This is a genomic window from Streptomyces sp. NPDC030893, assembly GCF_055571535.1.
The window spans coordinates 22,706-35,920 of the sequence record NZ_JBVIFC010000018.1 but is presented as its reverse complement, the minus strand read 5'-3'; the positions used below and the strand labels follow the sequence as shown (position 1 = coordinate 35,920).

General features: G+C 71.8%; 12 protein-coding genes. 6 read left to right on the top strand and 6 right to left on the bottom strand.

Translation table 11 applies throughout. From position 1 onward, the window contains the following. The first annotated feature begins 98 nt into the window (after window positions 1-98). The 5 genes from ACZ434_RS27680 (at window position 99) to folE (ending at window position 6,093) form a co-directional block, all read left to right on the top strand. Window positions 99-1,220, top strand: coding sequence for a zinc-dependent metalloprotease (locus ACZ434_RS27680; RefSeq protein ID WP_468460493.1), 1,122 nt, complete (start codon window positions 99-101; stop codon window positions 1,218-1,220). Between the two features lie 194 nt (window positions 1,221-1,414). Further along, entirely contained in the window at window positions 1,415-2,491 is a 1,077-nt protein-coding gene (gene tilS, locus ACZ434_RS27675; protein ID WP_468460491.1) for a tRNA lysidine(34) synthetase TilS, read from the top strand. Between the two features lie 67 nt (window positions 2,492-2,558). Then, window positions 2,559-3,119 carry a hypoxanthine phosphoribosyltransferase gene (hpt, locus tag ACZ434_RS27670; RefSeq protein ID WP_468460488.1) on the top strand — a complete coding sequence of 187 codons (561 nt, stop codon included), beginning with the start codon at window positions 2,559-2,561 and terminating at the stop codon, window positions 3,117-3,119. Between the two features lie 188 nt (window positions 3,120-3,307). Further along, a complete protein-coding gene (gene ftsH, locus ACZ434_RS27665) occupies window positions 3,308-5,347 on the top strand; it encodes an ATP-dependent zinc metalloprotease FtsH (protein WP_468460631.1) in 2,040 nt (679 codons plus the stop codon). A 140-nt stretch (window positions 5,348-5,487) separates the two neighbouring features. Further along, window positions 5,488-6,093, top strand: coding sequence for a GTP cyclohydrolase I FolE (folE, locus tag ACZ434_RS27660; protein ID WP_468460486.1), 606 nt, complete (start codon window positions 5,488-5,490; stop codon window positions 6,091-6,093). 78 nt (window positions 6,094-6,171) lie between these two features. On the opposite strand, the gene ACZ434_RS27655 is transcribed toward folE, so the two are convergent. The 6 genes from ACZ434_RS27655 to ACZ434_RS27630 all read right to left on the bottom strand — a co-directional run bounded on the left by ACZ434_RS27655 (window position 6,172) and on the right by ACZ434_RS27630 (window position 11,497). Next, on the bottom strand, window positions 6,172-6,663 hold the full coding sequence (locus ACZ434_RS27655) for a DUF3180 domain-containing protein (protein WP_468460484.1): 492 nt from the start codon (window positions 6,661-6,663) through the stop codon (window positions 6,172-6,174). Window positions 6,664-6,724: 61 nt separating this feature from the next. Next, complete coding sequence (gene folK, locus ACZ434_RS27650) at window positions 6,725-7,336, bottom strand: 2-amino-4-hydroxy-6-hydroxymethyldihydropteridine diphosphokinase (RefSeq protein WP_468460482.1); 612 nt, start codon at window positions 7,334-7,336, stop codon at window positions 6,725-6,727. Further along, window positions 7,333-7,692: a dihydroneopterin aldolase gene (gene folB, locus ACZ434_RS27645; protein WP_215207680.1), complete on the bottom strand. Its 360-nt coding sequence runs from the start codon at window positions 7,690-7,692 to the stop codon at window positions 7,333-7,335. The genes folK and folB overlap by 4 nt, the downstream gene beginning before the upstream one ends. Before the next feature lie 234 nt (window positions 7,693-7,926). Further along, window positions 7,927-8,445, bottom strand: a complete 519-nt coding sequence (locus tag ACZ434_RS27640; protein ID WP_468460479.1) for a nuclear transport factor 2 family protein — start codon at window positions 8,443-8,445, stop codon at window positions 7,927-7,929. Continuing rightward, entirely contained in the window at window positions 8,442-9,356 is a 915-nt protein-coding gene (gene folP / locus ACZ434_RS27635) for a dihydropteroate synthase (RefSeq protein WP_468460477.1), read from the bottom strand. The genes ACZ434_RS27640 and folP overlap by 4 nt, the downstream gene beginning before the upstream one ends. A 167-nt stretch (window positions 9,357-9,523) precedes the next feature. Continuing rightward, entirely contained in the window at window positions 9,524-11,497 is a 1,974-nt protein-coding gene (locus tag ACZ434_RS27630; protein WP_468460475.1) for a phosphatidylglycerol lysyltransferase domain-containing protein, read from the bottom strand. Between the two features lie 302 nt (window positions 11,498-11,799). On the opposite strand from ACZ434_RS27630, the gene ACZ434_RS27625 reads away from it, so the two are divergent. After that, complete coding sequence (locus ACZ434_RS27625) at window positions 11,800-13,122, top strand: hypothetical protein (RefSeq protein ID WP_468460473.1); 1,323 nt, start codon at window positions 11,800-11,802, stop codon at window positions 13,120-13,122. Window positions 13,123-13,215 lie beyond the last annotated feature (93 nt).

Below are 13,215 nucleotides of genomic sequence, written 5' to 3'. Positions count from 1 at the left end.
GAAACCCGAAGGCGCGCCACCCCCGCTCCCCGCCCCCGCCTCACCCCCGCCACCTCGCCGCCCTGCCCCCAGCGGCAGCGCTCACGTACCGTTGACCCATGACGAGCATCGGTGGTGCTGCCTCTTCCGGGATGGTCGACTGGAATCTCGCGGTCGCGACCGCGACCCGGCTCATGCGGCCGGGCCCCGACGTGAGCCGCGACGAGGCCCGGGCCGTCGTCGCGGAACTGCGCCGGCACGCGAAGGCCTCGGAGGAACACGTCCGCGGCTACACCGGCCTGGGCACCGAGGAGACCCACGACACCCCGCTCCTCGTCGTCGACCGCCCCGGCTGGGTCCGGGCCAACGTCGCCGGCTTCCGCGAACTGCTCAAACCGCTCCTCGACAAGATGCAGGAACGCCGCGGCACCGCGGTCCTCGGCGCCGTCGGCGGCAAGGTCACCGGCGTGGAACTGGGCATGCTGCTGTCGTTCCTCGCCTCCCGCGTCCTCGGCCAGTACGAGACCTTCGCCCCCGCCACCCGCGACCTCCCGGCCGGTGCGAACGGCGGCGGCAGGCTGCTCCTCGTCGCCCCCAACATCGTCCACGTCGAACGCGAACTCGACGTCGATCCCCACGACTTCCGCCTGTGGGTGACCCTCCACGAGGAGACCCACCGCACCCAGTTCACCGCCGTGCCCTGGCTGCGGGACCACCTGGAGGGCGAGATCCAGTCGTTCCTGGAGGAGACCGACGTCGATCCCATGACCCTCCTCGAACGCGTCCGCGAGGCCGCGCAGTCGCTCGTCGGCGGGCGGCCCGAGGGCGAGGAGGGCGACGACGGGCGCTCCCTCGTCGAGGTCGTGCAGACGCCCGCGCAGCGCGAGATCCTCGGCCGGCTCACCGCCGTGATGTCGCTGCTGGAGGGCCACGCCGACTTCGTGATGGACGGCGTCGGACCGGAGGTCGTGCCGAGCGTCGCCGAGATCCGCGAGAAGTTCCAGCAGCGCCGCGCCAAGGGCGCCTCCCGCCTGGACATGGCCCTGCGCAAACTGCTCGGACTGGACGCCAAGCTCCGGCAGTACCGCGATGGCGAACGCTTCGTGCGCGCCGTCGTCGACGAGGTGGGCATGGACGGTTTCAACCGGGTGTGGACCTCGCCCAACACGCTCCCCACCAAGGCGGAGATCGCCAAACCGGCGGACTGGGTCACCCGGGTGCACCGCAAACCGGAAGCATGAGCCCCGCGCCCCCGGTCATGCGACGTATCCGGCCGATGGCAGACGGGCGCCCCTCCAATCACCCGTCCGAGGGACCGTGGGTCCCGGGCAGGCGTGCAATGCTCGGGGAACGGCCCGGTTCTGTCACCATCTACACACTCTGAGTGACCGAACCTCGGGCTCACCCCCCGAAAACTTCATGAAGGGAACCGGACATGGGTCCCCATCCTGCGGTCGCGGCGATACGCCTGGCGGTCCGCCGCGTCCTGACCGACATCCTCGACGACCACGGCCGAACGCCCGGCCGGCTCTCGCACGAGCGGTCCTCCTCCCCACTCGTGCTCGTGGCCTGCTCCGGCGGCGCCGACTCCATGGCGCTCGCCTCCGCCCTCGCCTTCGAAGCCCCCCGTGCCGGCCTGCGCGCCGGCGGCGTCACCGTCGACCACGGCCTCCAGGCCGGCTCCGACCTGCGCGCCGCCGAAGTCGCCGCGCGCCTGCGCGAACTCGGCCTGGACCCCGTCGAGTCCGTCGCCGTCACCGTCGGCAGCGAGACGAGGGTGGCGCACGGCGCCTCGTACCGGGGCGGTGGAGGGAGACGGGCGGGCGGGCCGGAGGCAGCCGCCCGGGACGCCCGCTACGCCGCCCTGGACACGGTCGCCGACCGGCACGGCGCCGCCGCCGTCCTGCTCGGCCACACCCGCGACGACCAGGCCGAGACCGTCCTGCTCGGCCTCGCCCGCGGCTCCGGCATCCGCTCCCTGTCCGGAATGGCCGCGGTCTCGGGGGCCGGCGGCCGTTACCGGCGCCCCTTCCTCCAGCTCGACCGGCAGACCGCCCGCACGGCCTGCATGGTGCAGTCCCTCCCGGTCTGGGACGACCCGCACAACGCCGACCCCGCCTACACCCGCTCCCGGCTCCGCCACGAGGGCCTGCCCGCCCTGGAGAAGGCCCTCGGCAAGGGCGTCGTCGAGGCCCTCGCCCGTACGGCCCAGCTCTCCCGCGACGACGCCGACGCCCTGGACGCGTGGGCCGGCCGGGCCGAGGCCGGCGTGCGGGACGCCGACGGCCGCCTGGAGTGCGCCGCGCTGCACGCCCTGCCGCCCGCCGTGCGCCGCCGTGTGCTGCGCCGCGCCGCCATCGAGGCCGGCGCCCCGGCCGGTTCGCTGTTCGCCCGCCACATCGAGGAGGTCGACCGGCTGATCACCGGCTGGCGCGGCCAGGGGGCCATCAATCTCCCCGGCCGGGTCGTCGTCCGCCGGCAGGGTGGCAGACTGGTGATTCGGCAGGGCTGAATCCGGACCCCACCGACCCGTACCAGTCGCGGGGCGGACCGGACCGGCCGCTGGGACGACGAAAGTGATGCGGGTGGACGCGAAAGACATGGGTGCCGACCTCGAGAAGGTGCTCATCACGAAGGAAGAGATCGACGCGAAGCTGGCGGAGCTGGCCGCGAAGATCGACGCGGAGTACGCGGGCAAGGACCTGCTGATCGTCGGCGTGCTCAAGGGCGCGGTGATGGTCATGGCCGACCTCGCGCGGGCGCTGTCCACCCCCGTCACCATGGACTGGATGGCCGTCTCGTCGTACGGGGCGGGCACCCAGTCCTCCGGTGTGGTGCGGATCCTCAAGGACCTCGACACCGACATCAAGGGCCGGCACGTCCTGATCGTCGAGGACATCATCGACTCCGGGCTGACCCTGTCCTGGCTGATCTCCAACCTCGGCTCGCGCGAGCCCGCCTCCCTCAAGGTGTGCACGCTGCTGCGCAAGCCGGAGGCGGCCAAGGTCGCCATCGACGTGGAATGGGCGGGCTTCGACATTCCCAACGAGTTCGTCGTGGGTTACGGCCTCGATTACGCCGAGAAGTACCGCAACCTTCCGTTCGTCGGTACGCTCGCCCCTCACGTCTACGGCGGCTGAACGCCGGGGTCCTGCCCGCCGTACGGTGATCGGGAACCCCGGCGGGCTCCGCGGCGTTGGAGCATGCGTGGACGCGAATGCCGGCTGTCCCCCGCAGCTTCGGGGGGCAATGCTGGGGTACCGTCCGAAGAACAGTCTTTATCAAACTCACTATGGCAGGAGGGACGGGGCGGCACCGCTCCGTATGGATGGACGTGAAGCGATACTTCCGTGGGCCGGTCATGTGGATCGTGCTGGCCGTCCTTGCCGTGGTCGTGTTGATGCAGGTCGTCGGCTCGTCCGGCGGCTACAAGACGGTGGACACGGGCCAGGTCGTCCAGGCGATCAATGAGAACAAGGTCGAACAGGCCAAGCTGACCACCGGCGACGAGCAGATCATCAAGGTCCAGCTCAAGGACGATCAGAAGATCGAGGGCAGCTCGAAGATTCAGGCGAGCTACATCGGTGACCAGGGCGTCACCATCGCCAATACGCTGCAGGACAAGTTCCAGAACGAGCAGATCCCGGACGGCTACACGGTCTCGCCGTCGAAGCAGAACCCGTTCGTGAGCATTCTGCTGTCGCTGCTGCCGTTCGTCCTGATCGTGGTCGTCTTCCTGTTCCTGATGAATCAGATGCAGGGCGGCGGCTCCCGCGTCATGAACTTCGGCAAGTCCAAGGCGAAACTCATCACCAAGGACACCCCGAAGACGACGTTCGCCGACGTCGCGGGCTCCGAGGAGGCTGTGGAGGAACTCCACGAGATCAAGGAGTTCCTGCAGGAGCCGGCGAAGTTCCAGGCCGTCGGCGCCAAGATCCCCAAGGGTGTGCTGCTCTACGGCCCGCCCGGAACCGGTAAGACCCTGCTCGCGCGTGCCGTCGCGGGCGAGGCCGGTGTGCCGTTCTACTCGATCTCCGGTTCCGACTTCGTCGAGATGTTCGTCGGCGTCGGCGCCTCCCGGGTCCGTGACCTGTTCGAGCAGGCCAAGGCCAACGCTCCCGCGATCGTCTTCGTCGACGAGATCGACGCGGTCGGCCGTCACCGCGGCGCCGGCCTCGGCGGTGGCCACGACGAGCGTGAGCAGACCCTGAACCAGCTCCTCGTCGAGATGGACGGCTTCGACGTCAAGGGCGGCGTGATCCTCATCGCCGCGACGAACCGGCCCGACATCCTCGACCCGGCCCTTCTGCGGCCCGGCCGCTTCGACCGCCAGATCGCGGTCGACCGCCCGGACATGCAGGGCCGGCTGGAGATCCTCAAGGTGCACCAGAAGGGCAAGCCGGTCGCCCCGGACGTCGACCTGTCGGCCGTCGCCCGCCGCACCCCCGGCATGACCGGTGCCGACCTGGCCAACGTGCTGAACGAGGCCGCGCTGCTGACCGCGCGCAGCGATCAGAAGCTGATCGACAACCACATGCTGGACGAGGCGATCGACCGTGTGGTGGCGGGGCCGCAGAAGCGGACCCGGATCATGTCGGACAAGGAGAAGAAGATCACCGCGTACCACGAGGGCGGTCACGCCCTGGTCGCGGCGGCCTCACCGAACTCCGACCCGGTCCACAAGATCACCATCCTGTCCAGAGGCCGCGCCCTCGGCTACACCATGGTCCTGCCGGACGAGGACAAGTACTCCACCACGCGCAACGAGATGCTGGACCAGCTGGCGTACATGCTGGGCGGCCGCGCGGCGGAGGAGCTCGTCTTCCACGACCCGACCACCGGTGCTGCCAACGACATCGAGAAGGCCACCGGCCTGGCCCGCGCGATGGTCACGCAGTACGGCATGACCGAGCGGCTCGGCGCGATCAAGTTCGGCGGTGACAACACCGAGCCGTTCCTCGGCCGTGAGATGGCTCACCAGCGGGACTACTCGGAAGAGGTCGCCGCGCTGGTCGACGAAGAGGTCAAGAAGCTCATCGAGACCGCGCACAACGAGGCGTGGGAGATCCTGGTCGAGAACCGCGACGTCCTCGACAACCTGGTCCTGGCCCTCCTGGAGCGGGAGACGCTGGGCAAGGAGGAGATCGCCGAGATCTTCGCGCCGATCGTCAAGCGCCCGCCCAGGCCCGCCTGGACCGGTTCCTCGCGCCGTACGCCGTCCACCCGTCCGCCGGTCCTCTCCCCCAAGGAGCTGGCCCTGACGAACGGGGCGAACGGCGCGACGCCGGCCATCACCACCGCCAAGAGCACCGCGGCGGAGCCCGCCCCGGCGCCGGAGCGGACCCCGGAGGAGCGCCCCGAGAGCTGATCCGAGGCTCATCGGCGCCCGTCGGGCCCGGAATGGATGCCGTGTCCCCCTGGTTCTAGCCTGGGGGACGCGGCGTTTTTGCGTACCCGCAGTTGAGACGCGTGCCCGGCACGCGTGAAGGCACAGGAACGAGGCATCTCATGACCGACCCCGTGACGCTGGACGGCATAGCCCCCATCGGCGAGTTCGACGAGAAGCGGGCGCAGAACGCCGTACGGGAACTCCTGATCGCGGTCGGCGAGGACCCGGACCGGGAGGGCCTGCTGGAGACTCCGGCACGGGTGGCGCGGGCGTACCGGGAGATCTTCGCCGGACTGTGGCAGAAGCCGGAGGACGTGCTGACGACCACGTTCGACCTCGGTCACGACGAGATGGTGCTCGTCAAGGACATCGAGGTGTACTCGACCTGTGAGCACCACCTGGTGCCGTTCCGGGGCGTGGCGCACGTCGGGTACATCCCGGCCACCAGCGGGAAGATCACGGGACTGTCCAAGCTGGCCCGGCTCGTCGACGTGTACGCCCGGCGCCCGCAGGTGCAGGAGCGGCTCACCACGCAGATCGCGGACTCGCTGATGGACATCCTGGAGCCGCGCGGGGTGATCGTGGTCGTGGAGTGCGAGCACATGTGCATGTCGATGCGGGGCATCCGCAAGCCCGGTGCGAAGACCCTCACCTCGGCCGTGCGCGGTCAGCTGCGGGACGCCACGACGCGCAACGAGGCGATGAGCCTGATCATGGCGCGCTGACGCGCGGCACACCGCGGGGCGCCGTCCGGACGACCGCGCGCCGCTCGCCGCGGCTCTCGCCTGGGCTCGGGCGTCGCTTCAGGCCGCCGGTGCCGCGCCCGGGCCGCCGTTGTCGTCGTCGTCCTCCGGGAGTTTGCAGACGCGCTCCAGGAAGATGGCCGCCGCTATGACGCCGATGCCCGCGAGGACCGAGAAGCCGGCGTAGATGGCCTGGTCGCGGCGGGCGGGGATGTCCAGGGATTCCAGCAGGAAGACCCCCGTGCCGCCGTACATGCCGGCGACCAGGGCCGCGACCAGGGCGCTGGCCTGCCCGAACACGACCGCGCGGGCCGCCATCAGCGGGTCGACCCCCTTGGCGTCGTGCTGCCGCTCGCGCTGTGCCCTGAGGCGGGCCCGCAGGGACAGCGCGGTGGCCGCGAGGACCACCGCGATCAGGGCGAGGACGATGGGCGCGGCCACGGGCACGCTCGGCAGGGTCCCGAAGGAGTTCCACAGGCGGGCGCCGGCCCAGGACAGGATCCCGGCGACGGCGAAGACGCCGGCCAGGACCCTGATGCGCAGCTCTTTCACGGTGTCCCTTCGCGTTCCCCCGGACCGGTGCCCCGGAAAGTGGTCGTCTCGACCTTAACGGCTACTCGGGCAGCCGGAGTTCCAGGTCCGCGCGGGGCGTCACGCCCTCCCGGGTGACCGATCCGAGGAGATCGGCGACCGGGCCGCGGCCGGGGAGCTCCGCCTCGGGGTCGACGTCGTACCAGGGAGCGAGCACGAAGGCCCGCTCGTGGGCGCGCGGGTGGGGGAGGGTGAGCAGGGGGTCGTCGGAGTGGAGGTCGGCGTAGGCGACGATGTCCACGTCCAGGGTGCGCGGGCCCCAGCGCTCGTCCCGGACCCGGTGGAAGGCCTCCTCCACGGCCTGTGCCCGCTCCAGCAGGGAGGACGGGGGCAGGGTGGTCTTCAGCACCGCGACCGCGTTGAAGTACGAGGGCTGGCTGCCCGGCTCGACGCCCCACGGCTCCGTCTCGTAGACGGGAGAGACGGCCTTGACCCGGACGCCCGGAGTGTCCTCCAGCGCGTCCACGGCCCCCTGGAGGGTCTCCAGACGGTTGCCCAGGTTGGCGCCGAGGGAGACCACGGCCCGCTTCGGGTTCTGCAGGGTGCTGTCCGCGGCGTCGACCCGCTCGACCACGGAGGCGGGGACGGGCTGGACGGTCGGGTCGGTGTGGCCCGTGGTGGACGGCCTGGTCATACGCGGCTCCGGGTGATGGTGACGGTCACGTCGTCGAAGGGCACGGTGATCGGCGCGTCCGGTTTGTGGACGCACACCTCGACCTCTCGCACCACGTCGTGCTTCAGACAGACCTGGGCGATGTGCTCGGCGAGCGTCTCGATCAGATTGACGGGCTCGCCCTGGACGACGGCCACGACCTCCTCCGCCACGATGCCGTAGTGCACCGTCTTCGTCAGGTCGTCGTCGGCCGCGGCCGGCCGGATGTCCAGGCCGAGAACGAGGTCCACGATGAAGGTCTGGCCCTCCTCGCGTTCCTTCGGGAACACACCGTGGTGCCCGCGGGCCTTCAGGCCGCGCAGCGCGACACGATCCACGCGAATCACTCCTGCAGTCGTCGGTCCGGCCGGCCGGTGCCCTGTGCGGAGGGCACACCGGCCTGCCTCGAATCTACCCGCGGGCACCGACGGCGCCGGTGCCCCGGGGTGCCGCCGCGGGCCGGTGTCCGGAGGCTTCACCATCCGTTTGCCCTGCGGAGGGCGGGTGCTCACCGGCTGTCGGCGGTCTTCGGGCCCCGTGCCGTGATCCCGGCCACGTTCCGGGTCCGGGGCTCAGTCCGGGAGGCCCGGGCCGGGTGTGTCGTCGTCGTCGGTCTCGTCCTCCTCGGCGAGCACCGGGGAGGCGTGGTGCGACCAGAGCTTCCAGCCGGACGGGGTGCGCCGGAACACGTTGGTGGCGACGACGAGCTGCCCGACCAGCGGCCCCAGCTCCTCCCCGGCCTCGGGGGCGGGACCTCCGCTGAGGATGTTCTCGGTGCAGGCCACCAGGGCCGTGTCGCCGGTGACGGAGACGTGCACATCGGTGAGGAAGAACTGGATGTAGTCGGTGTTCGCCATGATCAGGGCGTACGACCTGAGGACCTCCCCGCGGCCGGTGAGCACCGGCCAGCCGGGGTGGACGCAGGAGACCACCCCGCTGTCCGCGGGGTCGTGGTACGTCTCGTCGACGCCGAGGTCGGCCGGGCTGAGCCAGTGTGCGGCGACCTCTTCGAAGTCGCCGCGCTCCACTGCCTCGTAGAAGGCGGTGTTGGCGGCTTCCACCTGCTCGACATCGGTGTGGGGTGCGGTCACCGGGCTCCTTCTGCGCCGTGCGCGCCGGAATCGGAGGGTGTGGGATGGGCCGTACGCGCCTGCTCCATCGCGCGGGAGACCCGTACGGCGTCCGCGGTCGCGCGGACCTCGTGCACGCGGACCGCCCAGGCGCCGGCGTGCGCGGCGAGGGCGGAGACGGCGGCGGTGGCCGCGTCGCGTTCGCGGGCGGGCGGGGGCGGGGCGTCCGGGCCGGCCAGGACGCGGCCGAGGAACCGTTTGCGGGAGGCGGCGACGAGGACGGGGTGGCCCAGGCCCAGGAGGCGGTCGAGGTGGGCGAGCAGGGCCAGGTCGTGGCCGGCGTCCTTGGAGAAACCGAGGCCAGGGTCGACGATCACACGGTCGGCGGCGATGCCGCCCTCCAGGACGGCCGCCACGCGCGCGTGCAGCTCGTCCGTGACCTCGGTGACGACGTCGGCGTACACGCCTTTGACGTTGACGCCTTCCAGGAAGCCGCGCCAGTGCATGACGACGAAGGGGGCTCCGGCGTCGGCCACGACGGGGATCATGGCCGGGTCGGCGAGGCCGCCGCTGACGTCGTTGACGAGGGCGGCGCCGGCCGCGAGGGACTGTTCGGCGACGGACGCGCGCATGGTGTCGACGGAGACGGTCACCCCTTCGGCGGCGAGACCGCGCACCACCGGTATGACGCGCCTGAGCTCCTCGGCCTCGTCGACCCGGGTGGCGCCTGGCCGGGTGGACTCGCCGCCGACGTCGATCAGGTCGGCGCCCTGGGCGACCAGGTCGAGGCCGTGCTTGACGGCGGTCGTCGTGTCGAACCAGCGGCCGCCGTCGGAGAAGGAGTCGGGGGTGACGTTCACGACTCCCATGACCGCGCACCGGTCCCAGTGAGGAAGGCCCGCGACCTGGTGGCGTCCGCTGTGATTGCTCATATGTTCAGCGTAGGCCCAGGGGGCGGCCGGGGTGTGCCGCGGCCCGGGAGGGGTCACGCCGCGCGGAGGGCGCGTTTCACCGACGGAGGGACCGGCGGAGGGACCGGCGGAGGGACCGGCGGAGGGTGAGTCGCATCGCGGGGGATGTACGTTCCGCCGGGCACGGGTCACGCCGCGCGGGCGGTGTTTTCCGTTCGGGGGCGGGCGGGGTCCGCCGCCGGCCGGTGGGCGCAGGGGCGTGGTGGGGAGGGGCGGCGGCGCAGGAACCGGGGCAGGGGGAGGGCGAGATCGAGGAAACCTTCCGCCTGCATGGCCGCGAAGCCGATGCGCGGCAGATCGGCCGACGCGCGGTAGACGACGAAGCGCGGTTCCCATCGCGGCCGGAACTTGGCGTTGAACTTGTACAGGGATTCGATCTGGAACCAGCGGGAGAGAAAGAGCAGCAGCCCGCGCCAGGCCCGCAGCACCGGTCCCGCGCCGAGCTTCTCGCCGCGCGCCAGCGCCGAGCGGAACATGGCGAAGTTGAGGGAGACCCGCGCGATGCCGAACCGCGGGGCGGACTGGAGCGCGGCCACGATCAGCAGTTCGTTCATCCCCGGGTCGGCCGAGCGGTCACGGCGCATCAGGTCCAGTGAGACGCCCTCCGTGCCCCACGGGACGAAGTGCAGGATCGCCTTGAGATCCCCGTACTCCTCCGTCCGGGCGCCGTTCTTGTGCGCCGTGGCGACCAGGCAGTCGCCGTCGGCGGGGTCGCCGACCCGGCCCAGTGCCATGGAGAAGCCGCGCTCGGTGTCCGTGCCGCGCCAGTCGGCGGCGGCGCGCCGGATCCGCTCCAGCTCGGCCTCCCCGAGGTCACTCACCCGTCGTACCCGGGTCTCGTAACCGGCCCGCTCGATGCGCTTGACCATCTGGCGCACGTTGCGCATCGCGCGGCCGGCGAGGGAGAAATCCGCGACGTCCACCACCGCCTCGTCGCCCAGCTCGAGGGCGTCGAGCCCGGTCTCGCGGGTCCACACCTCACCGCCGGTCTCCGAGCAGCCCATGACGGCGGGGGTCCAGGAGTGGGCTCTGGCCTCGTCCATGAAGCGCTCGATGGCACCGGGCCAGGCCTCGACGTCACCGATCGGGTCACCGCTGGCGAGCATCACCCCGGAGACCACGCGGTAGGTCACCGCTGCCTTGCCGCTGGGGGAGAAGACGACGGCCTTGTCGCGGCGCAGCGCGAAGTGGCCGAGGGAGTCACGGGAACCGTGCCGGGCGAGCAGGTCGCGCAGCCGCGCCTCGTCGTCCTCGGTGAGCCGCGCGGCCGGGTGTTCGGGGCGGAAGGCCAGGTAGATGGTGGTGACGGCGGTGAGCAGACCGAGTGCGCCGAGGCAGAAGGCGACCGTCCAGGAGGCGTCGCCCCGGTAGTCGACCGGGCCCTCGAAGCCGAAGAGGCCGTACAGCACGTGGGTGAGGCGGTCGGCGAGGCTCGGGTCGTCGACCAGCGGTCCGGGGTGGGCGTTGACGACGACCAGGCCCAGGAGCAGCGAACCGGCGCCCATCAGAACGAAGTTGGCCAGCGCCCGCCACCGGCTGCGCGGGTCGGGCAGCGCGGTGAACTGGTCGCGGTGGCGCAGCAGGGGCGCGAGCAGCGCGAGGGTGAGCAGCACGCCGAGGAGGGAGTGGCGGTAGGTGAACTGGGCGACGGCGCCGGCCGGCAGCAGGGTGACGGCGGCCCGCCAGGCCCGCCGCTTGCCCCGCTTGAGCCCGTGCGCGAGCAGCAGCAACAGCACGCCGACGCTGAGCGAGAGGGCGGCCGCGAAGGGGCCGAGGGCGCCGGGCAGCACCTCGGCGAGCGCGTGCATACGGCTGTGCCGGAAGCGGGGGAAGACGCCCGCGGCGATGTCCAGGAGCCCCACCAGGGCACACGCGCGTCCGGCGAGGACGGGGACTGCTTCGGGCCGCGGGCCGCGCAGCAGTCGGCGTACGCCCCGTGCGGCCCCGGAGTTCCGCTGTCCGTCCCCGGGTTGGTGCCCGCCCTCGGGTTGTCGTCCGCCCGTGGGTTCCGGCGTCCCGCCCGACATTTCCTCACCTGTCCTGACAGACATCGCGTCCCGTAGTTCTGCGAGAGACCGTGGATCCGGTGCCGATTCGGGCATCCGGCGACATTGCGCCCTCTAGGACGGCGGGTCGGAGGGAGAGGTTCACTCCGCGCGAGCGGATGTTCGGACGGGGCCCGGGGTGTGGGCGGCGGTGCGGTCCTGTGTGAAGTGCGATGCGACGGGGGTGACTTCACCGCCTTCCGGTGAGCCTCCGGGCAATAAATGATCTTGATTAATTCGGGTGATGTGTCTATTCACGTTCACGTCGAGTTCCCTGATGCCCTGTGAAACCCTCGGCGTGGCTTTGTTTTTGCGGGCCGGGGCACCATGATTCGCCTACGCGCGGTAAGTTTCTGGCCATGCCACGTGGACGTCACCGTCATTCCCCGCCCCTGCACAGGATGCTGCCCCCGTCGGCGATCGCAGGCGTCTCCGTCGTCTGCGCCCTGGGGCCCTGGGTGTTCACGCAACCGATGGTGCTGCGTGTCCTGGCCGCGGTCGCCGCGGTCACCGCGGTTGTCGGCGCCGTCGTGATGCGGCACTGGGACGCCCAGGCGGGTAAACGCGTCGCCGATCTCACGCGCGCGCGTGCGAGCGACGAGTGGCGTTTCGAGGAACGGGTCGCCGAACTCGAGTCGGACCTCGAGGAGTCGCGTGAGCTGCGTATGAAACTCGATCAGCGGCTGCGCGCCAAGCGTGCGGAACTGGCCGGGCTGCGCAACGAGCACGCGTCGCTGCTGCGGCGGTACGCGGCGGCGGAGGTCGACCGGGCGAGCGTCCTGGAGGAGCGCCGGGTGCTCGAGATAGAGGCCACGGTCCCGGCCCGCGCGCTGCCGGCCGGTCCGTCGGCGGCATCCGCCGGACCGGAGCCCGCCGAGACGTCCACGGAGGCGGTGGCCGAGACGCCGGCGGAGGACGGGACGGACACCGGGGAGGAGACGAGGACTCCCGCGGTCTTCTCGCCCGAGGGCTCCAAGCTCTTCCTGCGCGCCGACGCGGCCCTGCGACGGTTCGCCGCGGACGCCGACGGTGAGGACACCGACCAGGCCGAGGGCGAGGCCGACGCCGACGCCGACGCCGCCGGGGAGGCCGACTCCGCAGCGAACCGCGCGGACGCCCCTGACGTCACCGGCAGCCCCGCCGGTGACACGCCGCAGGACGAAGCGGCCCCGGAGCGCAGGGACGATTCCCCGAAGGGTGACCGGACCCCCGAGGACGACGGCCCCGAGCCCACCCGGAACCCCGGGCCCGAGCAGGCGCAGGAGGACGACGCCGAGGGTCGGCCCGAGGCGGCCGGCGACCATGAGCACGCCGCCGCCTCCACCACCCCGGCCGCCTCTCCCGACCGGCCCGCACGGCAGCCCTCCGGACACTTCACCGTGCCGACCGCGGTGGCGGTCGTCCCGCCGACGGCGCCGGTACGACGTCCCGTGTCCGGGGACGGTTTCGACTTCTTCGGCACGAAGAAGGAGACGGACGGCTCCGCCCTGGACGCCGTGCAGAACGAGGACCTCGCCGATGTCGTCGGCCAGGAGGCACTCGCGCTGCACAAGGCCGAGGCCGAGTCGGGGTACAAGCCGGCCGACGAGGACGCCCGCCGGGCCGGCCAGGTCATCGACCTGACCGAGCACGACGAGACGGAACACATCGACGTCCAGGGCCTGCGCAGCGCCGCATCCTGAACCACCGACCACCGACGGGGCCCCGCACACCACGCGCGGGGCCCCGTCGCCGTTCCGGCCCTCCTGCGCCCGTACCGCGCCCTCGACCGACGC